A 24,983-nucleotide genomic window follows, 5' to 3' on the forward strand; every position below is an offset into this window, starting at 1 on the left:
TCATGATCCTTTGCTCAAAATGGTCCAGATACCGCCGCAGGCGATAGCGGCTCCGTAAGGCAGCGGGGCGTGTCGCAAATGGCGCCAACGCTCGATCGCGTAGATCCGGCGTGCGAGCGACGATCCGGCGGGTGCCAACCTGGGATATGGCAGCTGACGCATCATCAGATGCACCAAGGCAAGAACGCCGCCCGCCAGCACGGTGACGGTCAGCAACTGCAACACGCCGCTCGGCGGGAGACCAACCGCCAGGGCAACCAGCAGCTTGACATCGCCGCCACCAATTCCTCCGCGCGCGTACAGGACAAAAAGTAGCAGGAAGAGGATCGCGGCTGTGATCAGCGACACAGCGACTTGAATCGGGCTGGGCAATTGACCGGCGATCCCGAGGAGTGCCAGCGCAAGACAAAATTCGTTTCGGATCAAGCGCGTCGCAACGTCCATCGTTGCGACATAGAGCAACAACAGGACTTCCAGGATCGAGGCTGTGGGAGCAATCCAACTCATGAAAATGCACGTTTCAAAAAAGGTGGAAGGCAAACTAGCGGGAGCACTCCCGCAGGAGGGGGGCAGCTTGGATTGCCCCCCTCTGGCGCCAAAATGGCTGAATCAACCAGCGATGGCAGTAGCGAAAGCGGTGGTGATTGCGGTGATCCCGGTCGTTAGCGCCGCCCCGATCTGCCCACCGGCTCCACCACCGAACACAGCACCCACTGCGCCAACGATGCAAACCGCGACGATGATGTACTCGAACGACACCACGCCGTCCTGGTCCGTTCGCAGACGCTTCAACGCTTCCTTGGTCTCGATGAAATGATGCAACATAGGAAGAATCCCTTCTTTTAAGATGAATTTGCAGACACCTCGGCAACTTCCAGCGGCCGCGGATTTAAGTCCGGCCCCGCCAGCGATAAACTATCTATTAAACGTTTATTATCGTCAACATTTAATATATAATGCATTGAATAACCGATTTGAACGAGAAATGAGCTCCTCGCGGAGATCAAAGACGGAAACAAATGGAATGAATCCCAATGAACTCAAAGCAATAGCCGACCGCTGCAATCGAGTTCTGGGCAAAGCGCCGGCTGAGTGTCGGAGGGAGTCACCGGAATAGTACGGGTCGCCAGCGGGATAATTTTATTATTTGGTAAATCGGAAACATTATGTTTTGGCAATGAACCGTGGTGCTGCGCCAACCCATTAAATCCACTCACACAATCGAGCGAATGCCGCGACCAGGCCGATGCGCATGTAGCAGATTTCGCGAAGTGCTGAGGCGCGAAGCGATACACCTGTCACGACGATTCAGGTGCTCCCCAAAGATGCTGATCGCTGCCTTTCAGCCGCAAGATTCCGCCAGTTGCACTGGCGTGACCCAGTCATCAATTCGGGTTCGCGCATCGATATCTGCGCCGTTTTCAAGCAAGGCTCGATGAACTGGAACAGCCTCCAGTAAATCGCTACTCGAGCGGGATTCGGTCAAGCCCAACGAGATGCCAGCTATTCAGAAGCGGCGGGATGCAGCAGCGCAGTCAGCAAGGCGCGTTGAGGTCAACGCGGATACAGCCAATTCCACCATCGGTCCGGTGGAGCGCGCCCGAATCCCATGCAAACCAAGTACCGACTTTGCAGTCAGCACCTTTCGCCATCTCCTCGCAGCGCGTCAGACGAGATACTCGTGGTAGCTGATAAGCGTTCCCATGTTCTTGTCTGCCTCAGTCTGGAAGCTCGCGGGATCGTACTGGCCCAACAGGCTGATATTGGCGGTATGAACTCCGTCAGTCACCGAAAGAATTCCTCCAGTGCCGGCCTGATTTGCGACATAACTAGCGGTCGTGCCGTCCCCGAATGCGACGTCGAGGAGATCCAGGTGGTCATTTCCGTCAAACCCGGACACGACTCCGCTGAAGTCGAAGGAATCATGGAGCACGATTGTCCCGGTGGCTGCGGCATCAAGCGCAACATGCGCAGATGAAGCCGCTCCGAACTCGATCGTAGCCACGCCATCCATCAGTGCGGTGCCGCTGCCGCTTACATTACCATTGAGAGTGATGTTGGCTCCATGCGCCCACAGCAGCCCTGAATTATCCACGTCGCTGTCGATGACCAGGCCGCCGCCGCCGCTGGCCGCAATCGTTCCGGAATTGACGACGGTGTTGCTGCCGGTGTCGATCTCGAGCGCGTTGGTGCCCGTCGCGTTGATTGTACCTTGGTTGACAAGGATCAGTGTCCCCTCGCCAAGCTGTCCGGCTCCCGAAATGGTGTTGTCGACGTTGGTCAGCGTGACGTCGGAAACACCTCCACTGACAGTGTTTTCGCTATTGTCGGACAACAGCACCTGACCGCCACCATCAAGCAGAATGCCGTGCCCGACAAGTTGAAGGTCGGTCTCGCCGCCCGTCGAGTTCAACGAGATCGTGCCCGTATTGTGGATGTTACCGGACAGCGGCAGCAATGCGCCGTTGCCGATCGTCATTGTGCCGGCATTGTCGACCATGGGCTTAAAGTCGAACACGAAGTCGTCCGCTGCGAGCGAGGCGACATCGACGCCATCCAAAGTGATCGTTTGACCGTCGGCCAGCGTAATGACGGCATTACCGTCATTGTCGGTAGCCAGATGCGTCTGGACGTCGGCGAACGTCTTGAAGCTGGCGTAGCCAATCAGGTCGATCTGATCATGCGCGGTCTCGAAATTATAGATGACGTCGTGGCCGATCGGCTGTGAGAATACAAGCAGATCGCTGCCACTTGACGCTGTGAGATAGTCGTCGCCGGAAATGGCGATGATGGCGGAGCCCGGTGCAAAAGCTTCAACATTGTCGGCGAATGTCTCGATTACGGCCGAGCCATCCGGCTGCATCCAGGTCACGGCCACGTCGAGGTGCAAAGCACCGGCGAAACTGACTGGCGATGTCACCATTAGCGACCTGACATCGGTCGTCTCGATCGTCCAGTTGCCATCGGGGAGCAGCGTCCCACCATTTAGTGTCCAGCCGGCGGGCATGCTGGCGACAGTGACGGTGGCGATTTGACCCTGATTGGCGGGCGATTCCGTCAGACCGAGATTGATGGGCTGCCCCGACACGCCCGCAGGAGCAAGCGCCGTTCCAAACGCAAAGTCCGCCGCGCTGAAACTACCAGTTATGCTCGCCAGAGTGGTCAGGTTGTCCAAATCGGCGACGAGTGTTGCGCCGCCTGCGATGCTCGGATTGGGATCGTAGTAAACCTGCGCGTGACCGACTGTCGAATTGTGGAATACGAACAGGGCTCCTGTGGTGATGTTGGAGTAACTATTGATCGTTGATTGAACTGTCGCTGTCGTCACGGATGCGTCTGTTTTGATGCCGACCTCCGTGTTGGCGAGATTTAACGCAGCGTTGTTGCCCGTTCTGACGTTTTCAACGGTTGTATCGACATCGCCAATGACGAACCGCCCGGCGGTTACCGTAAATTCCAGCTTATCGCCTGAGGTGTTGAAGTCGGTGATGTGGTCACCCGCGTCGGTGACAGCGAGATAGGCGAACGTATCGTTCCCGCCACCACCAGTCAGCGTATCTGCGCCACCACCACCCACGATCCTGTCCGCGCCAATGCCTGCGCCACCGTTGATCGTGTCGTTACTTGAACCGCCCTTGAGGGTATCATCACCGCCGTTTCCTGAACTGCCCATGATGACAAACGATCCAGACGTGACTGCGCTGGCGTCTACGACCAGGTCGCCGTTACCCGTGATGCCGGATCCGTCGATCGTGAGCGTTCCTCCATTTTGGAATGTCGAAAGGAATGTCAGGAGGTCAGCGTGATTTCCGTTGTTGCTGTCACTTAAACTGATTGTTTCGAAGTTTGTCAGGCCAATGCTTCCTGCACCATCGCCGAAGGTGAATGGCCCCAGACCACCACCACTGACGGCGAGAGTGTCCGTGCCGCTTCCCCCAGTCAGCATGTCACCGTTGTTGAGCGTTAGTGGAGATTGCGAGCCGGTCACAGTATTGGTGCCCGATACATAGAAGACTGTATCGGTGCCGGTCGTGAGAGCGAAGGGACTGGGGCTCGTGACCGAAATGGTCACCGTATCGACATCGGTCAACGCCCCACCCGCTCCGGTGTGGCCATTGTCGCTTGTCGTCATGGTCAGAGTGCTAGCTCCGGCAAAATTCGATGTTGGAACGTAGTTGACCGTCGAGGCCAGGGTAGAATTGATGGCGCTGACTGTTCCGGTCAGCGTCACCGTCGACGTTCCGCTACCGCTGATCCCCGCGGTACCGCCTGAAACGCTCAAGGTGCCGTTGGTTACCGACAACGTGACCGTTTCGCTGGCGCCGTCCGAGTCGGCATCGGAGATGCTGAGTCCCGTGATCGCCTTTGTCGTGTTGACGTTTGTCGTCTGGGCTCCCGGAACCGTATTCACCGGCGCGTCGTTGACCGGGATGACCGCGACTGTCGAGCTCACGATATTGCTGGCGTGGCTGGCCGGGTGGCCGTCGTCAACCTGGTAGCTGATGGTGCGGGTCGCGCCCGACGGATTGTCACCCGAGTTCAAATACGTCACCGAGCGCAGGGCTGCCTGGTAGTTCGCCACGCTCGACGAACCCGTCAGTGTCAGCACCCCAGTGCTGGCGTTATAGCTGCCGGTGATGCCGTTCTGATTGGTAAAACCGAGCACATCCTGGCCGGACACGAAGTTGCCTGTGATCGACACCGTCGCGCCGGTCAGATTCGTGCTGTCAAGGTCCGACACCAACAGCGCCGTATCGATCGCGGTCGCCGCCTGACCCTCGGTATAGGACATTGAACCGCCATTGGCGTTCAGCACCGGCGCATCATTGCTGCCGGTGATGGTCACCGTGACGATGCCGCTCGCGGTGCCGTCCTGGCTGGTCACCGTGAACTGATCCTGGACCTGCTGCCCCGCGGTGAGCTCGTTGTGGGCGCCGTTGCCGGTGTAGCTCCAGGCGCCGTTGGCATCGATGCTGAAGTCGCCATAGGTGCCGTGGACGTTCGATTGCGCCACGACGTGGGCTTCGCCCGTATCCGGGTCGGTGATGCTGAGCTGGCCGCTGGTGTTGAGCGCCGCCGCGGTGTCGCCCTCGCTGACGGACTTCGAGTCCGACGAGACCGTGGCCGCGTCATTGGTGCCGGTGATGGTCACCGTCACGATGCCGGTGGCCGTGCCGTCCTGGCTGGTCACCGTGAACTGATCCTGGACCTGCTGGCCGGCGGTGAGCTCGTTGTGGGCGCCGTTGCCGGCGTAGCTCCAGGCGCCGTTGGCGTCGATGCTGAAGTCGCCGTAGGTCCCGTGCACATTGCTTTGCGCCACGACATGGGCTTCGCCCGCGTCGGGATCCACAATCGTCAATACGCCGCTGGTATTGAGCGCCGCCGCGGCATCGCCCTCGGTGACGGACTTCGAGTCCGATGAGACCGTGGCCGCATCATTGCTGCCGGTGATGGTCACCGTCACGATGCCGGAAGCGGTGCCGTCCTGGCTGGTCACCGTGAACTGGTCCTGGACCTGCTGGCCCGCAGTGAGCTCATCGTGGGCGCCGTTGCCGGTGTAGCTCCAGGCGCCGTTGGCGTCGATGCTGAAGTCGCCATAGGTGCCGTGGACGTTCGATTGCGCGACGACGTGGGCTTCGCCCGTATCCGGGTCGGTGATGCTGAGCTGGCCGCTGGTATTGAGCGCCGCCGCGGTGTCGCCCTCGGTGACGGACTTCGAGTCCGACGAGACCGTGGCCGCGTCATTCGTGCCGGTGATGGTCACCGTCACGATGCCGCTCGCCGTCCCGTCCTGGCTGGTCACCGTGAACTGGTCCTGAACCTGCTGGCCCGCAGTGAGCTCGTTGTGGGCGCCGTTGCCGGTATAGCTCCAGGCGCCGTTGGCATCGATGCTGAAGTCGCCATAGGTCCCGTGCACGTTCGATTGCGCCACGACATGGGCTTCGCCCGTATCCGGGTCGGTGATGCTGAGCTGGCCGCTGGTATTGAGCGCGGCGGCGGCATCGCCCTCGCTGACGGACTTCGAGTCCGACGAGACCGTGGCCGCGTCATTGCTGCCGGTGATGGTCACCGTCACGATGCCGCTCGCCGTCCCGTCCTGGCTGGTCACCGTGAACTGGTCCTGGACCTGCTGGCCCGCAGTGAGCTCGTCATGCGCGCCATTGCCGGTGTAGCTCCAGGCGCCGTTGGCATCGATGCTGAAGTCGCCATAGGTCCCGTGGACGTTTGATTGCGCGACGACATGGGCTTCGCCGCTGTCGGGATCCACAATCGTGAGCTGGCCGCTGGTGTTCAGCGCCGCCGCGGTGTCGCCCTCGCTGACGGACTTCGAGTCCGACGAGACCGTGGCCGCGTCATTGGTGCCGGTGATGGTCACCGTCACAATGCCGCTCGCGGTGCCGTCCTGGCTGGTCACCGTGAACTGGTCCTGGACCTGCTGGCCGGCGGTGAGCTCATTGTGGGCGCCGTTGCCGGCGTAGCTCCAGGCGCCGTTGGCATCGATCGTGAAGTCGCCATAGGTGCCGTGGACGTTCGATTGCGCCACGGCGTGGGCTTCGCCGCTGTCGGGATCCACAATTGTCAGCTGGCCGCTGGTATTGAGCGCGGAGGCGGCATTGCCCTCAGTGACGGACTTCGAGTCCGACGAGACCGTGGCCGCGTCATTCGTGCCGGTGATGGTGACCGTCACGGTGCCACTCGCGGTGCCGTCCTGGCTGGTCACCGTGAACTGGTCCTGGACCTGCTGCCCCGCGGTGAGCTCATTGTGGGCGCCGTTGCCGGTGTAGCTCCAGGCGCCGTTGGCGTCGATGCTGAAGTCGCCATAGGTGCCGTGGACGTTCGATTGCGCGACGGCATGGGCTTCGCCGCTGTCGGGATCCACGATCGTCAGCTGGCCCGAGGTGCTGAGCGCCGCCGCGGTGTCGCCCTCGGTGACGGACTTCGAGTCCGATGAGACCGTGGCCGCGTCGTTGCTGCCGGTGATGGTCACCGTCACGATGCCGCTCGCGGTCCCGTCCTGGCTGGTCACCGTGAACTGGTCCTGGACCTGCTGTCCGGCGGTGAGCTCGTTGTGGGCGCCGTTGCCGGTGTAGCTCCAGGCGCCGTCGGCATCGATCGTGAAGTCGCCGTAGGTCCCGTGAGCATTGGTCTGGGCTACGACATGGGCTTCGCCCGTATCCGGGTCGGTGATGCTGAGCTGGCCGCTGGTGTTCAGCGCCGCCGCGGTGTCGCCCTCGGTGACGGACTTCGAGTCCGATGAGACTGTCGCCGCATCGTTGCTGCCGGTGATAGTGACCGTCACGATGCCGCTCGCGGTCCCGTCCTGGCTGGTCACCGTGAACTGGTCCTGAACCTGCTGACCGGCGGTGAGCTCGTTGTGGGCGCCGTTGCCGGCGTAGCTCCAGGCGCCGTTGGCATCGATGCTGAAATCGCCGTAGCTGCCGTGCGCATTGCTCTGCGCCACGACATGGGCTTCGCCCGTGTCGGGATCGGTGATGGTGAGCTGGCCTGAGGTGTTGAATGCCGCCGCGGTGTCGGCCTCAGTGACGGACTTCGAATCCGATGAGACTGTCGCCGCGTCGTTCGAGCCGGTGATGGTCACCGTCACGATGCCGCTCGCGGTGCCGTCCTGGCTGGCCACCGTGAACTGGTCCTGGACCTGCTGGCCCGCGGTGAGCTCATTGTGGGCACCGTTGCCGGTATAGCTCCAGGCGCCGTTGGCATCGATCGTGAAGTCGCCGTAGCTGCCATGCACATTGCTCTGCGCCACGACATGGGCTTCGCCCGTATCCGGGTCGGTGATGCTGAGCTGGCCGCTGGTGTTCAGCGCGGCGGCCGTGTCGCCCTCGGTAACGGACTTCGAGTCCGATGAGACCGTGGCCGCATCATTGCTGCCGGTGATGGTCACCGTCACGATGCCGCTCGCCGTCCCGTCCTGGCTGGTCACCGTGAACTGGTCTTGCACCTGCTGCCCGGCGGTGAGCTCGTCGTGGGCGCCATTGCCGGTGTAGCTCCAGGCGCCGTTGGCGTCGATGCTGAAGTCGCCATAGGTGCCGTGGACGTTCGATTGCGCGACGGCATGGGCTTCGCCGCTGTCGGGATCCACGATCGTCAGCTGGCCGCTGGTGTTCAGCGCCGCCGCGGTGTCACCCTCGGTGACGGACTTCGAGTCCGACGAGACCGTGGCCGCGTCGTTGGTGCCGGTGATGGTTACCGTCACCGTGCCGGTGGCGGTGCCGTCCTGGCTGGTCACCGTGAACTGGTCCTGGACCTGCTGCCCGGCGGTGAGCTCGTCATGCGCGCCGTTGCCGGTATAGCTCCAGGCGCCGTTGGCATCGATCGTGAAGTCGCCGTAGGTCCCGTGGACGTTCGATTGCGCCACGACATGGGCTTGGCCGCTGTCGGGATCCACGATCGTGAGCTGGCCGCTGGTGTTGAGCGCGGCGGCGGCATCGCCCTCGGTGACGGACTTCGAGTCCGATGAGACCGTGGCCGCATCATTCGTGCCGGTAATGGTCACCGTCACCGTGCCGGTCGCGGTGCCGTCCTGGCTGGTGACGGTGAACTGGTCCTGGACCTGCTGCCCGGCGGTGAGCTCATTGTGGGCGCCGTTGCCGGTATAGCTCCAGGCGCCGTTGGCATCGATGCTGAAGTCGCCATAGGTGCCGTGGACGTTCGATTGCGCCACGGCGTGGGCTTCGCCCGTATCCGGGTCGGTGATGCTGAGCTGGCCGCTGGTATTGAGCGCGGCGGCGGCATCGCCCTCGCTGACGGACTTCGAGTCCGATGAGACCGTGGCCGCGTCATTGGTGCCGGTGATGGTCACCGTCACGGTGCCGGTGGCCGTGCCGTCCTGGCTGGTCACCGTGAACTGGTCCTGAACCTGCTGGCCCGCAGTGAGCTCGTTGTGCGCGCCGTTGCCGGTGTAGCTCCAGGCGCCGTCGGCATCGATCGTGAAGTCGCCGTAGGTCCCGTGCACGTTCGATTGCGCCACGGCGTGGGCTTCGCCCGTATCCGGGTCGGTGATGGTGAGCTGGCCGCTGGTGTTGAGCGCGGCGGCGGCATCACCCTCGCTGACGGACTTCGAGTCCGATGAGACCGTGGCCGCATCATTGCTGCCGGTGATGGTCACCGTCACGATGCCGCTCGCCGTCCCGTCCTGGCTGGTGACCGTGAACTGATCCTGGACCTGCTGGCCGGCGGTGAGCTCGTTGTGGGCACCGTTGCCGGTGTAGCTCCAGGCGCCGCTGGCGTCGATGCTGAAGTCGCCATAGGTGCCGTGGGCGTTCGATTGCGCCACGACATGGGCTTCGCCCGTATCCGGGTCGGTGATGCTGAGCTGGCCGCTCGTGTTGAGCGCCGCCGCGATGTCGCCCTCGGTGACGGACCTCGAGTCCGAAGAGACTGTCGCCGCATCGTTGCTGCCGGTGATAGTGACGGTCACGATGCCGGAAGCGGTGCCATCCTGGCTGGTGACCGTAAACTGGTCCTGGACCTGCTGGCCGGCGGTGAGCTCGTCGTGGGCGCCGTTGCCGGTGTAGCTCCAGGCGCCGCCGGCATCGATGCTGAAGTCGCCATAGGTCCCGTGGACGTTCGATTGCGCCACGACGTGGGCTTCGCCCGTATCCGGGTCGGTGATGCTGAGCTGGCCGCTGGTGTTCAGCGCCGCGGCGGTGTCGGCCTCGGTGACGGACTTCGAGTCCGATGAGACCGTGGCCGCATCATTGGTACCTGTGATGGTCACCGTCACCGTGCCACTCGCGGTGCCGTCCTGGCTGGTCACCGTGAACTGATCCTGGACCTGCTGGCCGGCGGTGAGCTCGTTGTGCGCGCCGTTGCCGGTATAGCTCCAGGCGCCGTTGGCATCGATCGTGAAGTCGCCATAGGTCCCGTGGACGTTCGATTGCGCCACGACATGGGCCTGGCCAGTATCCGGGTCGATGATGGTGAGTTGGCCGCTTGTGTTGAGTGCGGCGGCGGCATTGCCCTCGGTGACGGACTTCGCCTCGGAAGAGACCGTAGCCGAATCGTTTGTGCCTGTGATCGTGACCGTCACCGTCTGGGTAGCTGTCGAGCCGTGGCCGTCATTGATCGTCACCACGAAGCTCTCGGTGATCGTCTGGCCCGCAGCGAGGTATTGCGCGGCCGCGTTGTTCAGATTGTAGAGCCATTGCACCGAGCCGTTGGCGGCATTGGCCGTCTCGTTGACAGGATCGAGCGAGAAGGCGCCGAGCGAAGTGGTGTTGGAAGAGGCTGCCGCGAACGAGGCCGAATGCGTGTCGCCGAGATCGGCATCGTTGAAACTGATGGTGCCGGCCGCGCTCTGCGAATCCGAGAGATCCGGCGTGGTGTTCGCGTCTTCTACCACCGAGCCGCTCTGCGGACTCGATGTGATGATGACCGAGTCGTTTGCGCCATTGAACTGGAGTGTCACGGTCGCCCAACTGAGCGTGCCATTACCCAGCTGGATAGCGTAGGTGAATGTGTCAGTCAGCGTTTGACCGGTCGCCAGCGCCTGAAGCTGAGCGTTGATGTCGCCCTTGTCGTAATGAACGGTGCCGTCCGCTTCAATCCAGATGCGTGCACCGAGGGCGCTGCGGTCACCGGTTGCGGCCATTCCGGCGGCATCGCTGCTGTACGCCACATCTTTGACCAGCAGATCCGCAGGTGCGTAGGTCTTGGTGGACGCGGAGGCGCTCGTTCCATTGTCCAGGGAGAACAGCGTCTTGGCCGCGCCCCCAAGGTCATTTGCCAGCACATTCAAGATGAGAATGTTGCTGGCGTCTTCCGTAAACGAGAAAATGTCCGTGTTGGCTTGCGGAGTATTGCCGAACGAAACCGTGCTGCCGCCGCCCGTTGTCTGCGTCGCCATAGCTTAAATCCTCTGGGTGATACGCCGTCCGCATTCACGGACCGGCACAAATTGCACAATGGCGCGGGGATGTTCGGCCGTTGCCTTGCCTATGCTGCTGAAGAAAAATGCTGAGCTGCTCAGCATGCCTGCCGTCATGCTCAGCGCTTCGAAAATGTGCAAACAGAACACGTGCCGCTCAAGCCCGTTTGGGGCTAGAGTCGATCCGAGCTCGCGAGCGGATGTCGTGTGCACGGTCGCGCGCCTGACAGCCGCCATGTTTGCAAACCGCAAACTTGGCTGGATCGGAAGATCGAAAATTGACGGAGAAGAATTCGAACTTGCCCGAGCCCAGCCGAACATTGCTAAAAAATGCGTGCACGCCATTCGCAACCCTCGTCTGCCAATGCAGAGCAGAGAGCGTCGCCGCAAATCAATTCACGCAATTTGGTAGCGCTCGCTCGGACGGCGACAGGTCCGCCACCAGCGACAATCAATCAGCTGCTGCCAAGTTACTCGAAAAGATCTAGAGCGGTATCCCCCTGCCCATCGTGGCCGGCGCTTAGCCGCCCACGTTTGGCAATTATTGATCTTGCAATATTCGCGGCTCGAGAAGCGACGACCGTGATCAAGAAGCGCCACGGTCATTTGCTCCTGATTAAATAAAAACTATTTTAAATTAAAGCATCAGTCCATTTATTTATTTAAGCGCTATATTTAATAATTAATACATCGAAATCAATAACAAAGAGGCCCATGCGTCCCTCCTTGCGAGGCGACACCGGAATTTTACGGCTTTTCTCCCAGATGAACTTGGTTCGCGAGATGATATTTGCTTCGCGTGGATCGGCAGTTCGCAGGGAGCAATTGGAGCCGAAACTCGGCCCAATCTACGAAGACGAGGCATGAAAGCACCGGTCCAACAATACTTTGCGCCAACCTGTGATTATTAATTTGCGCACCCGACGATCCAGGCCCACCCGCCGTGAAGCGATGGACGTGGCCTTCAATGTGTTACTGGTCATCCCATCGGGTCAGTGTAGCCGTCCTTGTCGCCCGGGCGCCGTTCCAAAGCGTGAGACCATCGCGGGATCCAATGGTGGTGCGCTCTAAGAGCGAGACGCGTAGCCAGAGCGCTGATGCAATCCGATGGCTGGGTTATATGGCTCGGTAGCCGGCGCATGTGTCCTGGGGGGCGGCGAGAAGAGTCCTCGATGCTCTCGCACGAAGCTTCGCATCTCCTGTTGCTGTCCCGCGCAGGTTTCTCGTTCGCTTTAACGCGCAACAGGGCCCCGGCAAGCCGCATTCGAAATCCATGTGAAGCTTAAACCGAAACCAGCTCCCGGTTGACGCGCGAACGCAACCAAATCGACCGTCATTAAATGATATATTTGATTATTGTGTATAATCATGATGACTCCATCGCAAAATTGAAAAATATGTTGGGGAAAAGAAAACATGGGAGGTTGAAATGGAAGCTGCCCGCCGCTTTCGCGCAATGGCACTACTTTGCCGACAGACTGCCGCACTCCAACCCGAGAGAAGCTGGAAACTGCTTGCAGAGGCAGAGTACTGGGAGCATCTGGCGGCTGCGGCTTTAGCGCATTGAGCTTAGGTCGAGGGTTCTTTGTCTTTCGCTTTTCGTCGACTTCTTACTTCAAGTCATTTTCCGAGGCATGCGATGTCGAGTACGCGTCAGATTTTTTCTAGTGCTGTTCTGAGCGAACGGCACCAGGCGCTTCTGGAGGAGCTTAGAGAGGTGGAGAAGCTTCGAAGTAAGCTCCGACATGTAGAAGCAAAAACAATCGGCAGAAGACGGCGTACCAAAGCGAGCGGCAGAGCAAGAGCCGTTTAGAGACCCGCCGGGTCCGAAGGTTGACCCGCATTGGCTCACTCGCGCGATTCAATTCGCGGATGCCCGCGCTCCTCGCATCTGCCACCACTTTGAAAGAGGACTGGGCGCCCTCATCCCCGCAGTAGCGAGCCTCGGCGATGACGTAGCTGCGACATGTCGCCAACCAGCCAGGCCGGGGTGCCTCACAATGCTTGAACTAAACTCGGCGGCGAGACCGGCCACCTATTCAGGATCGCGCGTTAGCTCCGACTTTCATTCGACGTTGCACTTCGGAACACCGCAACGAGTCGATCGCCTTCCCAAAGCTCAACGTCGTGCTCGTCATGCATTTGCTCGGCTCGGCGTCTCGCCGCCTGCTCGTCAATGCAGTCGAGCTTTGCAGCGCAGATCACTTGCCGGCTGCCGTCCACCACGAACACCTTGTACCGCATGATGCAGTCCGATCCAAAGACGAGCGTCATCGTACTCGAATGTCGGTCTAAGGCAGCGCCAAACTAAGTGACGACGCACGGAACCTTTATACATGTGGCAGTTCGGCTATACCTGCTCGTTCAATCCCCTCGGTCGCGCGGCGGCAGTACTTTGTATGTCGCTACCTCAGTGGCGTAATCTCACTGCGTGCCGAAGCGTGCGGCTCGAGCTTAAGAGCGAGAGGCCACCAAGTGTCATCAGCAGCACACCGAACCAGGCCGTCCAGCTGCGCGCTTCGCCGTGCGCCACTGCGGTGCGCGCCCCCAGCGGCATATCTTGAGGTGGGTCGGCGGGCGCGGCGGCGAGGAACTGCCCAGCGTCGACTTGGCCCGGCACGGAGTGTTCGGGCGTGAGCTGATTGCTGGGAAGATCTACGATGGGGGCCGCCGACATCAGGGTAGGACCCGTGCCGAGATCGGAAGCGGCATCTGCTACCTGCATTTCGGGTACAGGCGCCTGAGATCGCTCGGGCGGTGCGGAGCGCAGCAACTCCGCGCGCGCATCAACGACCGCGCTCCGCCTGGTCTGCGTGGTCCCGTTTTCGTCCAAACTGGCGCTGCGGTCTTTGGCCACGCGAGCCCGAATGGGCTTCTTCACCGTCGCGATGCCCTCGGCCAGGAACCAGCATTTGCGGCGACCGTCCATTCGGTAGACCCAATGCTGTCCGCCACTGGTCGAGGTACCGGGACGCGTCATGCATTCGGCTTGCGGCGGAGAGGTTACCGTGGGTTGGGACGTAGCAGTATTGAAGAAGTCGGCAACAGGATTGGAAGACGCGGGCGCCGCCGAAAAACCTCCGACAAAGACCAAACTGGCGAAGTACAATCGCAATTGACCGGACATCGAAAACTCCCGGGTGCGCCCTACCCCCGCTTGAGCCTTAGCGGCGACAACGGCCCCCATGCGGCTTAAATCGGGCGACGCGATGAATTAATTGTACTCTTGACCACCTAATTAATATGCCGGCGCAGCACTCCAGGGGTGCAACACGAGGCAGCGCGATCGATTTCATCGATCCATCTGAGTTGCGCCGGCCCTCGCTCCCGCCCACGATCCGCGCTGCGCCCCCAGGTCGATCACCATCGCTGCGCTCGTCGAACACGAAAGCGCAACTCGCCGAGGGGTGAGTTTGTGGCTGTCACGAGACGTGGCTACCCTCGCAGCGAATTAAATACTCCGCCACGATATTACCACTGTCGCGCCTTTCTCCCTGCCACCTCTCGAATTTAAATGTGGATTGCACGATCAATATTTAACTGACGGCTTGTCTGCTCCCGGATTCCCGACTTGTCTGCCTGGGCCTTCTGCCCAAGATTCGGATGGAGCCATGAACACCGCGCATTTTAATTCACTCTCCGTTGACGAGCTCTGGATACTTCACCAAGAGGTCGCCGCCAAACTCGCTCAGAAAATGGCGGTGCAAAAAGCACAGTTGGAGGAAAGGCTCCACAGGATTGAACTGGCCAACGAGGCCACACGGCTCAATCGTAAGCGCCGCCGTCCATACCCGCCCGTCCGTCCCAAATATCGCAATCCGAAGAACCCAGCGGAGACATGGTCGGGTCGCGGCAGGCAGCCGCGATGGCTGCGTCCGCAGCTTCGAAGCGGCCGAGATTTGGACGATTTCCTGATCGATCAGGCTTGAGCTCAAAAGCGGCAGACAAATTGAGCGCCGATTGCGGCATTTGGGATGGGAATGCTGGCGCCGGCTGCTACCTCTTGGGGCTCTGAGCTTTTCACATCATCGTTTAAACGCGGGGTCATAACCATGCTTGGAGGATGGCCATAGCGAGCGCACTTGCGATCCGGCTGATGGTCTAGTTGAATCGCTCGGGGGCCCGCGGCGCAGTGAAGACATCGACGGGAATCTCAGGCTCGCGATGGCCCGCGTCTAGTCGTGGAGCCCTCTGAAGCGCCGCCTCACCGCATTCCACGCTCGAAGGACTGGAAGGAGGAGGGCGACGAGAAGAACTCTGATTGCAACCGGCGTCATTCCGCGCCGCAGGAGTGGTGGGTCGTGATCGACCGAGCGACCGGCCGTCGTGTTGATCGTCACCGGAGATGGGGTTCCTGCTCGCCCAATAGGTGCCGGTCTGCGCGAGGGCAGGACAACTACAACGAACAGAACGTTCACCAGCAGCCATATTCCCACAATGAGAAGGAAAGTACGCACGAGGAACGACCATCGTTTGATCTAGAATATGCCGAGCTTACTCCTGCCTCATACCCGGCGCGCAACCGGCAACACTGGGTTCGCGGACGGAGCCGCCTCAGCGCAGCCGGCACATTGACATCCCCCGAGGCCGTTGGGCCCCGAGCGCTTCACGAGCGTCTAGGATCGCTCGCAGCCTAGTCCGGCGCAACACTCGCGTCTGTGCGCTTTCGAACATTCGTGCCCCTGCAGGTATGGTAATTCTATGCATCATCCGGCGAGAGCCAGACAGGGATGGCTCATCAGCCAGGACGGCCGTCCTCAGCCCGCAATCCCTGAAACCGGGTCATGGAGCATGGCTAAATTTCGCAGCACGATGAGCGGCGAATTTGGCGATCCACATAGAACCAATATCGAGTTTCGGCAGTTGACTCCCGGTGGATCCGAACAAGCAAACTGATCATTCGGGCCGAGGATAAGTTTAAAAGCTGAGCCGGCACACATGAAGGACCTCCGACGACGTTTGGAAAAGGTCCGCGCTGACGCCAGAGAGTTTGCGCTGATGAGTCAGCGGGCGACGGACATAGAAAAGCGCGAGCTGTTTAAGCGCTTGGCGGATGAGCTCGCCTTCGAGGCTCTCGAGCTTGAGCTAATCGTGAAGAAAAATGAGCCACCTAATCCGTGCGGCCAGCACGAGGTCGTGGAGTTTAAGCCACCCTCTCAGCGAAAGCGCGGCTGACGCGGAAGAGGTTAAGCCGGCTAGATCGTGCGTGCACGCCGTGTCCACCCCACACAAAGAACGTCGCACGAGACGTGCATTGTTCTGTCGAAGAATTTAAAAAAGCCCTTGCGGGCCAATCTCTTAAGGGTGGTGGGCGCACCAGGGCTCGAACCTGGGACCCGCTGATTAAGAGTCTCATGTTCTACGAACACAAACAGGTACTTAGCTGTAAAATGATCATTCAATCGGCCTATATAGATCAATAGGTTACACGTGCATTGTAAATCGCACGCGCAACCCGCGAGCCCTGCGTCCCGAACGTAAGTAGCAAACGAAAAGATCAATAAAAACAAAGAAATTTGCGCGAGATTGACCACCTTAATCGCCATCCGTTCAAGAGGTTTCGGTGATCAACGGTGGTCAGCTCGCCTGATGCGAGCCTTAATCTAAGCCCGGCGATCCTGATGCTGCGCATCCGAGGAGCGCTCTCTTCACACGGGAGAGGTCCAAGGTTCGATCCCTTGTGCGCCCACCACCAAAATCTCTGTTATTCCGGCCTTTTTTGTAATTTCGTCCGCGGGCCTATTCGGCAGTTGCAGGCACGAAACAGCAGAACTAAGCAGCAACACTCGGGGAAAAGCGGGGGAATTTGTTCTTGCAGCGTTCTGGGGTCAGAGAAGCTTAGCTCCCGCTTCCTCATCCCACTCCAGCTCGCATAACACCTCGGTATGCACCGACGTCTCCGCCGTAAAGCAGTTGGCATTCTCGGTCATAAGTCTCCGAGCCGCCTCCTCTGCTTTCGCTTTGGAATCGCAGCGCTCACCGAAGCTTGCGATCACTTCTCCAGTTCGTTGAAGTGCATCCCATCGCAGTATCTCCACAAGCGCGTACCAGACGCCCCGTCCCGTGCGTCGGCGAACCTGGATCTCGTGATAGCGATCAGCCACCGCGGCAATCCCGAGCCACAGCGGCCCATCCGCTTCGATCTTGGCGTTTTCGCGCGCCTCGAATGCGGCGCCTTTCAGAGCAGGTTCGCTTAGCCATTGAAGCTTGTTGGAGATCGCAATCAGGCTGGTTCTGATCTCGCGGATTGCCTCCTTCGCTTCGTATGTCACCGTGGGAGACCTCGCCGAGCTCGGCCGGCTGCGCCACTATCTTGTGTTCGGCAGGGAGGACGTCCGCGCCGACCGCGATAAGCTCATGAGGGCCATCGATGACTATGTGGAAGAAATGACCGGCGACCGTACGAAGCTTCACGCGCAGGGATCGAGTATCGGCGCCTAACGCGCCAATCTCAAAGCCATCCGTCTTAGCAGCACTCGAGTGGCCTTTTGAAGAATGTGCAATCTTTACAGCATCACCACCAACCAAGCCGCGATCAGCTCGCTGTTCCGCGTCGTCAATCAATACGTGGGCAATCTGTCGCCGATGTCAGGCGTCTTTCCTGACTACAAGGCTCCGATCGTCCGGACAGGTGCCGACGGTCGCGAGCTTGCGCTTGCTCGCTGGGGCATGCCGTCGTCCTCTAAAGCGCTCATGGACGCCACCAAGAAGAGAGCCGAGAAGCTGCAAGCCAAGGGCAAGACCGTAGACTTCAAGGAATTGCTCCGGATGGAGCCGGACTTCGGAACCACCAACATCCGCAACGTGAAGAGCAACCACTGGACGCGTTGGCTCGGCGTCGAGAACCGCTGCGTGGTGCCATTCAGTTCGTTCAGTGAGTTCAACAAAGCCGAAGGCGGCGACATCTGGTTCGCGCTAGACGAGGCCCGCCCCCTCCTATGCTTTGCCGGCATTTGGACCAATTGGACGTCCGTGCGGAAAGTCAAGGAGGGCGAGACCACCAACGACCTCTACGCATTCCTGACGACGGAGCCCAATGCCGAAGTCGGCGCCGTCCATCCGAAGGCTATGCCCGTGATCCTGACGACCGCTGATGAGGTGGAGATCTGGATGAACGCGCCTGCTGATGAGGCGCTAAAGCTACAACGGCCGCTTCCTGACGGCGCACTGCGCATTGTTGCCCGCGGCGTGAAGGAGGATCCTGCACCGGCGAAGTAGCTTCTTTGGGGATGGATGGGGGGCGTGCAATTGAGCGAACAGGCCCGCCGGTCACGCCGGCGGGCCTCTGTGCTAGCCTGGCCGTGCCGCGCCGATCGTGCGGACTGTCGCGGCGCAGCCGCGGGCGCGGGTGCGGGTGCGGAACCTTCTCGCCCTGGAGGACCCACCGGTCGCGCCTCCTGGCTATCATCGCAAAAAGCACGCCACATCCGTCCTTGTCGTTCCCTGAGTTCTGAACATACTTCCGCCTCCTCGACTGCGTTAAAAACGCCAGTTCAGTTCTGGGTGAGTTAGTAAAAAGAGACGACCTGACGTGCAGCTCCATGCTCACCTTTGGGAAAGCTTCGCAGGCTCAGAAACCGTCTTGTTGGATTGTTAGCTCGCCGTAGCGCAGATGCGGATCGCTCTCAGGCGGGTGCCATTGCTTTTGATGTGGAGCGCCAAATGGATTCCAAGCTGGGCGACAAGCTCGCGGAAGAGCAGATCACGAAAAGCTTGGAGGAGCAGCTTTTTAAACTGGTCAACCCAGCGCGCGAAGAGGAAGTCGGTCCTCTGGCCCCGCCGATCAGGGGGAAGACGTCTCGCGCCACGCCAGCAACGATTCATCGCTCGGCGGGTTGGCGCTACGTGGTTTTCGGTTCTCTATTGACAGCATCCATTGGTGTCGCTGCCTGGCGGTGGTCACCTGCCGTTGATAAGGCGATGGTGACCCCATCAGACCCGGCACCTTTGACACAGGCCGCGCCGCACGCCGCCGCGCCGACTGCAGTTGCCCTGTCTTCCGAACTTGCGCGGCAGCTCCAACCGCTTGCACGCGATTTCGCTGCCTTGAGGCAAACGGTCGAGCAGCTCGAGGTGAGACAAGAACAATTGGTGCGCGATAATGAGAATCTCGTGAGCCAAAGCAAGGCGAGCCGGGAAGAAATGGCGCGTAACAACACTACCATCGACCAGATCAAGGCGACCCAGATTCAGATGGCGCGCGACAGCCAAACGCTCACCGAGCGGCTCAACGCAAGCCAGGAACAACTCGCCCGCGTCATCGCCAACGCCTCAGAGCCAAATGTGATGCATGAAGAGCCAAAAATGAGCCCCGAAGAGCCAAAGGCGACGTCCAAAATACCACTGCCGCGGACGCGGCAGTCGGCCAATGTCGCCCAGACGCAAAAGCCGGCGCCAACCCCCGCGCTGCCGCAAGTCAAAAAACCGCAAACATCATCGGCGTGGCCGTGGTCGATGCGCTAGAGCGATCGGAACCGATCAACCGGGCCCGGCGAGTGCCCGATGACCCCTCTACATAGGTCTGCTCGATCTGCTCGGCGGGGGTGAGCGGGGCGATGTTTGCAGATCCTCGCGCAGGCCCTTGAAGCAGGCGGCTCGAAATAGATCGGGCACGATCTCGCCTACGAAAGGCGCCATGATGATCCCGTCCGGCCGGCGAGCCAGTAGCTGCTCGAGGTTTGTCTTACGGAGATGCAGAGGCAGAGCGCGCACGTCGTCACCGCCCATCGCAAGAATGTCGAAGGCGTAAAGCTGAACTTCGTGATCATGCTTGCGGCCGTGAGTCGGAGACGCCGTCCACCCCCAGGATCACAGCCTCTCCATCGATCACAAAGCGCTTTTGCCGGTTCTTCAGCGCCGCCTCAGCAATCCAAGGATAACGCTTCGTCCAGTCGGTGCCGTTTCGGGAGAGGAGGCGCACGCGTTCGTTCTCCCGGATAACTAGCATCCGGTAGCCGTCGTGCTTCACCTCATGAATCCAGTCCGGCCCCGTCGGGACTTGCCCGGCGGCTGTGGCCAGGCAGAGTTCGTACGCCATGCGCATAGGCCGAAGATAAGATTTCCCGCTGACTTTACGAGTTGGGAACAAGCGGGAATTTGATGAGCTGGATCTCGCTCCGGTGTCCCAACAGCCCCCTCAAGCCGGAGCAGACCCAACGGCCTCAGCTCCCGCCGAGCCGAGGCCGTTCATTAGTTTACGCTGGCAATTGTCCCGCGCGTCTCGAAGTAGGACGCTGCCGGGCTCGAAATGAATGTCCCGGCAGCATTTATTCTCCAACTGAGCGCTGAAATCCCAGTTGGCTAAGCTTAGCAATGACCGTGCCACAGGTTTGTGACAGGAAATAGCAAACGGCCTCGAGCAGTTCCGGGGCTGGCTCGGATGCTGAGGCCGTTCGGCGCAGCCTCGAAAATAGGCGCGCGCTGCTTATTTTTCCCGACCGTGGCCGGATTCGCAATAAACACTTGGACCAACTGTACATTATTGCTACCGGTTCACGTCGGCGGGCCTCTGAATTTCAAAGGGGCGGCTTGTCGGCGGGCGAAGCAGTAAGCGAACGTAGCGCTTGTTCAGCTTGCTCCTTGGTCAAACCGGCGGCCCAGGCGGTCCCGATCAGTGCTGGGCCTTTGCGTTCGCGATCGTAGACCATCCATCCCTTGCCTCCGATTCGAACGAAGAATCGGCTGGGCGATGGAATTTCGTCAATCAATGAAGTTGCTCCCAATATGCCGTGCAGCTTGGGAGTGTATCAGCTTCATTCAAGCGCATCGGGAAAATGGCAATGCACCCAAGCTCGCGCGGAAGGTGCCGATCACGATTGCGTGCGAAAATACGGCTCAGGGCCTTACAAAAATGGCCCCAGCTCCGTGGGGCAGGGTGCCGGAGCTGGGGCCTGCCGGGGTGTCCTGGGGAAATGGCACCGGGAAAACTAGGCAGTATGCCAAGCGTCCTGGCCCTTCCTCAGGTCACCGGTTCTTGTCGGGTTTGCCGTTGGGGCTGCCATCATCCCCGCCATTGCCGTAACCATTGTTGCCACGAGGGTCATGCTTCAAGCCGCCGCCGGAATGCGCGATGGCTGTGCTAGTCAGGGACGTCGACAGCAATGCTGTGATGGTAGGCGGAGTTACAACGGCGAATTTGCCGCAGGTCTTCAGAAATTCCCGCCGATCGTCATCTTCTTGTTCTGACATTTCCACCCTCCGAGAGTTCCGCGGCTTATATAATATTTAATCCACAATTAAATATATTAAATAGTTAATATGTTCAATCACGATATGTGACGGAGGAGATTTCGACGCGGCGCTCCGGCTGAGCGCCGCGGGACGAAAAAGCCCCAGCTGTCTAAACGGCTGAGGCGTCAGCCAAGAGAGGTCACCTGTTCTTCGGCTGTGGTGGAGCAATTGTGACGGGGAATTCACGTTCCTCGCGGCGCAGCCGCGCGCGCCGCTCCAGAGCAGCGCCCGCGGTATTTTTTTTGGCACCTTCGCCCCCCGGGACGCATTTGGTGCTCATGGACGACAACGATGCTGACAGATACCTCCGCCAAGCAAATGCCTGTCTCGAGGAGGCGCAGAATGCAACGCGTGTTGCCGACAAGGAGGCGTGGCTGAAGCTGAGCGAAGAGTGGATGGCCATGGCGGAGAAAGCGCAGCGAGAGACCCCTCATGAGCATTAAAGCGGCGAAGGATGCAGCGGGTTCATATTGTTCGGGTGATCACAGATAGTGGCAAGCGCCAGATATGGCTTGCGGCAACCGCTCGGGACAACGCAATCGACGCGGTACTCGATGCCGTCCCTGAGGGGTGGACGGCTAGCCTTGTGGAGCTGGGGGCCGGCCCCGATGACGCCGCAGCCCTGAACATGCAGCCTGGGGAAGTCCGGCGACATAAGGTGTCCTGGTTCATTGGTTGCGCATCCCCCCGGTTTGTTCGCATGCACTACAAGTAGACTGGTCGGCTGGAGGCGCCCGCGTGTCAGCATTACTGACGCATGCCGCGCTATTTCTTCCATGTGACCCACGAACGCCACGAACCTGACCTTGAGGGCGAGGAGCTGCCCGACAAGCACGCCGCTTGGCATGAAGCCACGGTGACGGGTGGGCAGATACTCCAAAGCCTCGATGGGAAGCTAACGCCGGACCGTGGATGGCGGATGGAGGTAGTGGACGAGTTCCAGAACACTCTCTACGTCCTCCACATCCACGCCGAGATGCCGAAGTAAGACCGATTCAGCGGGCGGCCTCCCGGCCCGCTCGGGAGATCTGGCACAGAGGAACGACTCTCGGGCCAGCAGGATTGGGATTTCGGTCTGTGGCGCGATCTAGACGTGCCATCCACCCGGGACGGTCCGTCGTCAGACGGCGATCAGCCGCCGCGGCAATCCCGAGCCACAGCGGCCCATCCGCTTCGATCTTGGCGTTCTCGCGCGCCTCGAACGCGGCGCCTTTCAGAGCAGGCTCGCTTAGCCATTGAAGCTTGTTGGCGATGCTAATCAGGCTCGTCCTGATCTCTCGGATCGCCTCCTTGGCATCGTAGGTGACCTTAGGAGGCTTAGGAGCGATCCTGGGCGCGCTCAATGCGCGGCTGACTCGCTTCCTTGCGTCTCCAGATAACCGTGTAAGGAGGGTTGTTCACAAGACTGTTTGACCGTCCGTCCCCGCCGCTCCACAGTGTAGGGGGAGCAAAACAATGGAATGGAAAAAGGAGCTAGACGCGTTCGTGCGCGAGACTGCCGCGCTTGTCGAGCGCACAGCAAACGCGAACCCGCAACCGGCCGTACACCGCCCAAAGGCGACGTTCGTGCCGCCCAAAACGGCCCCGATGAAACCACCCTAGCCCGCTGTGTCCCCCTTGAGCCGGGACACCTCTGAGCGGGAGCACATCGCTAAGCGCGTTCAGAACTTCAGGTCGCATCAGGAACGCATGCGGTCGAGCGTGAAGACTTTTATTCCCGCACGCGCGAACTTGCCGGTGGTCGCCCCAAAAACAGCACAGGCGAGCCACACTAAATCATGCGGCCTTTATTCGTTATCGTTGCTTTGTCGATCGCTCCCGCCGCTTACGCGCAAGAGATATCTGCCGTCTGTAAGTACGAGTACACGATAGATGATCAAAGCCAGAAAGCGGAACGACAGGCGAGTTTTCCCTGAAACCAACGTACATGTTGCCCGTGGGACAACCGCAAAATGTGCAGGTGCGAACCACGAAGGCTCCCTGCTATGAGTTCTTAGCTAACAGCGACGATATGCGCATATCAGGTACGTGTTCGCGTGCAATTCAAAAGATGAAGATGGTATATTTTTACAAGATTGATCGCATGTCGGGCGCGTTTGAAGAGCACTTGTCTATCAACGACAAAGTCGGGCTGGTGCATTTTGCGGCCCCTGCCCCTCCACATGCGGAAACTTGCAGCAACTCTTAGCGTGCCGACCGGACGGGATCAGCGTGGAGCCGTTTGAGCGAGGCGAGATCGGGCCGGACCTATTTCGCGCGGCTTGCCGGATGGGCCTGGAGGGCCTGGGTTCGAAGCACCGAGATCGGCCGGGCCGAGGCGGTCGGCAGAAGCACTGGATTAAGGTGAAGAACCGGAGCCATTCTGCTATAGACCGCGAACTTTAATTAGAAGGCAAAGTTCTAAGGCGCAGTTCCGGCCGATCTCAGAGTTGAAAGAAACACGAAGATGAACTGCCCCCGTCGCAATCATCTGCGAAAAGCTCCAGAGGACCGAAGACGAGTTCGAAGGCGCGGCTACGTGCTTGGCCTCCCCATGAAGTGGCTTTAAGACAGCACCACGTAGGAAGCTATACAGGCTAGTAGCGCCTACGCTCAGACCGCAGATCGAGATATTTTATCACCGCGAACGTGGCGCACACCGCCAAGACGCCGATACACCCCGTAATCAATAATCCCGCCTGCATACCTGATCAGTATTTCTTGCGGGCATCAGGAGGCAATTCACAATGATTAACAGCGGAAACGCTGAGTTGATCGAGGCTCAAGGAAGCCGAAGACGGCCATCTTTAACAGGTGGGCCAACTGAGTAGAGACTGTGTGGCTATCCCTTTTCGCAAGCTTGAAGTTGCCGCACTGGCTGATGATCGCAGGCGCCCTCCTAGTAGCGATCGGCTGCATTGGCGTCCTCGTCAGCGGGAGGAAGATAGAGGAAGTTGATTCCCCACAGACCAGCCGATCGATACTCCGCGGCCGCAGATGCCCCCCGTGCCAAAGCTCCTCAGGTCCGGAACGAGAAGCACGAGCGAAGGCCCGTCAGCGTGAACCGACATCCGCTGTCTCTGCTGGGCGAACCTCAGATCTAACGCGGAGCTTTCGCACGCGCAGCATTCAGGTCCGCTTTTAATACCCGAGATCGCTGTTTCGTTCATTGAGGTCTCGTGCCCATGGCGCCCCTGATCGAACTGCCGAACCTGAAGTGACCTGGTCAGTGCTCACGCAAGCAGAGAGTAGGCCAGGAAGGCCGACCAATACCGCCGGCGTCATCGTCTGGATGTCCATGCTCGCCTAACCGAGATCCCCCCAAATCGATCCTTAGGATCATAAAACTCCGCTATCGACTGCCTGCGGGTTCTCAATGCCTCCGTTCAGGTTTGCTTTCCGCGCATGCAGTTGATGACAAACTCTCGCTTTGCGCGACCTTGACCCTTCATTATTCCGCCCGCACTCGAGAACCCGCGCTCGGCAGCAAGTTGCCTGCAGCTATCTAAACTGCGGACGAACCCTTTACGAGACATGCCCTGCTGAGCCTGCACAGTGCCGGCGGCCAGTGCAAAAGCAACGGCAACTAAAATCAGCCTAATCATTCCCACTCTCCATGTCTGAAAATGAGATGGCATGGGGCCCTGATCGGGGTCTCACGCCCGCTTCAATCATCTGCAAAAAAATGCGGAGCTACCGGCAAAAACATCGCCGAGAGATGCCGATGCTCTTATCGCTCTTGGATCGTAACATGATGGCTGCCAGTCGTGAACCTGGGCTCCCATCGGAAAAGAAAACCTGCCTTCTGAGCCGGCAGGTTCTCAATGCCCATGCGTACCGCGGTACTCGTCACCAATCTGCGCGTTGTCCGGGCGGCTGCAGC

At 59.9% G+C, this 24,983-nt stretch carries 17 protein-coding genes; 7 read left to right on the top strand and 10 right to left on the bottom strand.

The window, feature by feature from the left end; translation table 11 throughout:
• The 5 genes from GA0061098_RS25355 to GA0061098_RS25380 form a co-directional block, all read right to left on the bottom strand.
• Positions 1-507: an A24 family peptidase gene (locus tag GA0061098_RS25355; RefSeq protein ID WP_091962888.1), complete on the bottom strand. Its 507-nt coding sequence runs from the start codon at positions 505-507 to the stop codon at positions 1-3.
• A 102-nt stretch (positions 508-609) separates the two neighbouring features.
• On the bottom strand, positions 610-825 hold the full coding sequence (locus GA0061098_RS25360; protein WP_018318137.1) for a hypothetical protein: 216 nt from the start codon (positions 823-825) through the stop codon (positions 610-612).
• Between the two features lie 841 nt (positions 826-1,666).
• Positions 1,667-10,870: a VCBS domain-containing protein gene (locus GA0061098_RS25365; protein ID WP_091962893.1), complete on the bottom strand. Its 9,204-nt coding sequence runs from the start codon at positions 10,868-10,870 to the stop codon at positions 1,667-1,669.
• 2,073 nt (positions 10,871-12,943) lie between these two features.
• Positions 12,944-13,135: a hypothetical protein gene (locus GA0061098_RS25375; protein WP_028144438.1), complete on the bottom strand. Its 192-nt coding sequence runs from the start codon at positions 13,133-13,135 to the stop codon at positions 12,944-12,946.
• Between the two features lie 166 nt (positions 13,136-13,301).
• Positions 13,302-14,018: a hypothetical protein gene (locus GA0061098_RS25380; RefSeq protein WP_091963174.1), complete on the bottom strand. Its 717-nt coding sequence runs from the start codon at positions 14,016-14,018 to the stop codon at positions 13,302-13,304.
• A gap of 484 nt (positions 14,019-14,502) precedes the next feature.
• Between GA0061098_RS25380 and GA0061098_RS25385 the strand changes: the two genes are divergently transcribed.
• Entirely contained in the window at positions 14,503-14,820 is a 318-nt protein-coding gene (locus tag GA0061098_RS25385; RefSeq protein WP_091962900.1) for an H-NS histone family protein, read from the top strand.
• Positions 14,821-15,829: 1,009 nt separating this feature from the next.
• A complete protein-coding gene (locus GA0061098_RS25395; protein ID WP_091962904.1) occupies positions 15,830-16,066 on the top strand; it encodes a hypothetical protein in 237 nt (78 codons plus the stop codon).
• Positions 16,067-16,719: 653 nt separating this feature from the next.
• Here GA0061098_RS25395 and GA0061098_RS25400 read toward each other — a convergent pair.
• Positions 16,720-17,163, bottom strand: coding sequence for a hypothetical protein (locus tag GA0061098_RS25400; protein ID WP_091962908.1), 444 nt, complete (start codon positions 17,161-17,163; stop codon positions 16,720-16,722).
• Position 17,164: 1 nt separating this feature from the next.
• On the opposite strand from GA0061098_RS25400, the gene GA0061098_RS45160 reads away from it, so the two are divergent.
• The 3 genes from GA0061098_RS45160 (at position 17,165) to GA0061098_RS25410 (ending at position 19,354) form a co-directional block, all read left to right on the top strand.
• Positions 17,165-17,332, top strand: coding sequence for a hypothetical protein (locus GA0061098_RS45160; RefSeq protein WP_165637591.1), 168 nt, complete (start codon positions 17,165-17,167; stop codon positions 17,330-17,332).
• A gap of 54 nt (positions 17,333-17,386) precedes the next feature.
• A complete protein-coding gene (locus GA0061098_RS25405; RefSeq protein WP_091962913.1) occupies positions 17,387-18,109 on the top strand; it encodes an SOS response-associated peptidase in 723 nt (240 codons plus the stop codon).
• A 444-nt stretch (positions 18,110-18,553) separates the two neighbouring features.
• Positions 18,554-19,354 (top strand): coiled-coil domain-containing protein, encoded by an 801-nt coding sequence (locus GA0061098_RS25410; protein ID WP_091962917.1) that lies wholly within the window; start codon positions 18,554-18,556, stop codon positions 19,352-19,354.
• A 301-nt stretch (positions 19,355-19,655) separates the two neighbouring features.
• On the opposite strand, the gene GA0061098_RS47255 is transcribed toward GA0061098_RS25410, so the two are convergent.
• From GA0061098_RS47255 to GA0061098_RS25420, 3 genes are all read right to left on the bottom strand, one after another.
• Complete coding sequence (locus GA0061098_RS47255; RefSeq protein ID WP_347337539.1) at positions 19,656-19,928, bottom strand: ATP-dependent DNA ligase; 273 nt, start codon at positions 19,926-19,928, stop codon at positions 19,656-19,658.
• Positions 19,929-20,406: 478 nt separating this feature from the next.
• Entirely contained in the window at positions 20,407-20,598 is a 192-nt protein-coding gene (locus tag GA0061098_RS43980; protein ID WP_129590921.1) for a hypothetical protein, read from the bottom strand.
• Positions 20,599-20,854: 256 nt separating this feature from the next.
• Positions 20,855-21,079: a hypothetical protein gene (locus GA0061098_RS25420; protein WP_091962920.1), complete on the bottom strand. Its 225-nt coding sequence runs from the start codon at positions 21,077-21,079 to the stop codon at positions 20,855-20,857.
• Positions 21,080-21,399: 320 nt separating this feature from the next.
• Between GA0061098_RS25420 and GA0061098_RS45165 the strand changes: the two genes are divergently transcribed.
• Both GA0061098_RS45165 and GA0061098_RS25430 read left to right on the top strand, forming a co-directional pair.
• On the top strand, positions 21,400-21,564 hold the full coding sequence (locus GA0061098_RS45165) for a hypothetical protein (RefSeq protein ID WP_165637592.1): 165 nt from the start codon (positions 21,400-21,402) through the stop codon (positions 21,562-21,564).
• A gap of 314 nt (positions 21,565-21,878) precedes the next feature.
• Positions 21,879-22,109, top strand: a complete 231-nt coding sequence (locus GA0061098_RS25430; protein WP_091962927.1) for a DUF6894 family protein — start codon at positions 21,879-21,881, stop codon at positions 22,107-22,109.
• Positions 22,110-24,486: 2,377 nt separating this feature from the next.
• Here the strand turns inward: GA0061098_RS25430 and GA0061098_RS25450 are convergent.
• Positions 24,487-24,705 carry a hypothetical protein gene (locus GA0061098_RS25450; RefSeq protein WP_091962936.1) on the bottom strand — a complete coding sequence of 73 codons (219 nt, stop codon included), beginning with the start codon at positions 24,703-24,705 and terminating at the stop codon, positions 24,487-24,489.
• Positions 24,706-24,983 lie beyond the last annotated feature (278 nt).

The sequence above is a fragment of the Bradyrhizobium shewense genome, assembly GCF_900094605.1.
Lineage (GTDB): Bacteria > Pseudomonadota > Alphaproteobacteria > Rhizobiales > Xanthobacteraceae > Bradyrhizobium > Bradyrhizobium shewense.

What these genes read in the sequence shown, in the direction of transcription:
- GA0061098_RS25355 (WP_091962888.1), bottom strand. Translation starts at nt 507, where the DNA reads ATGAGTTGGATTGCTCCCACAGCCTCGATCCTGGAAGTCCTGTTGTTG.
- GA0061098_RS25360 (WP_018318137.1), bottom strand. Translation starts at nt 825, where the DNA reads ATGTTGCATCATTTCATCGAGACCAAGGAAGCGTTGAAGCGTCTGCGA.
- GA0061098_RS25365 (WP_091962893.1), bottom strand. Translation starts at nt 10,870, where the DNA reads ATGGCGACGCAGACAACGGGCGGCGGCAGCACGGTTTCGTTCGGCAAT.
- GA0061098_RS25375 (WP_028144438.1), bottom strand. Translation starts at nt 13,135, where the DNA reads ATGCGGTACAAGGTGTTCGTGGTGGACGGCAGCCGGCAAGTGATCTGC.
- GA0061098_RS25380 (WP_091963174.1), bottom strand. Translation starts at nt 14,018, where the DNA reads ATGTCCGGTCAATTGCGATTGTACTTCGCCAGTTTGGTCTTTGTCGGA.
- GA0061098_RS25385 (WP_091962900.1), top strand. Translation starts at nt 14,503, where the DNA reads ATGAACACCGCGCATTTTAATTCACTCTCCGTTGACGAGCTCTGGATA.
- GA0061098_RS25395 (WP_091962904.1), top strand. Translation starts at nt 15,830, where the DNA reads ATGAAGGACCTCCGACGACGTTTGGAAAAGGTCCGCGCTGACGCCAGA.
- GA0061098_RS25405 (WP_091962913.1), top strand. Translation starts at nt 17,387, where the DNA reads ATGTGCAATCTTTACAGCATCACCACCAACCAAGCCGCGATCAGCTCG.
- GA0061098_RS25410 (WP_091962917.1), top strand. Translation starts at nt 18,554, where the DNA reads ATGGATTCCAAGCTGGGCGACAAGCTCGCGGAAGAGCAGATCACGAAA.
- GA0061098_RS47255 (WP_347337539.1), bottom strand. Translation starts at nt 19,928, where the DNA reads ATGGCGTACGAACTCTGCCTGGCCACAGCCGCCGGGCAAGTCCCGACG.
- GA0061098_RS25420 (WP_091962920.1), bottom strand. Translation starts at nt 21,079, where the DNA reads ATGTCAGAACAAGAAGATGACGATCGGCGGGAATTTCTGAAGACCTGC.
- GA0061098_RS45165 (WP_165637592.1), top strand. Translation starts at nt 21,400, where the DNA reads ATGGACGACAACGATGCTGACAGATACCTCCGCCAAGCAAATGCCTGT.
- GA0061098_RS25430 (WP_091962927.1), top strand. Translation starts at nt 21,879, where the DNA reads ATGCCGCGCTATTTCTTCCATGTGACCCACGAACGCCACGAACCTGAC.
- GA0061098_RS25450 (WP_091962936.1), bottom strand. Translation starts at nt 24,705, where the DNA reads ATGATTAGGCTGATTTTAGTTGCCGTTGCTTTTGCACTGGCCGCCGGC.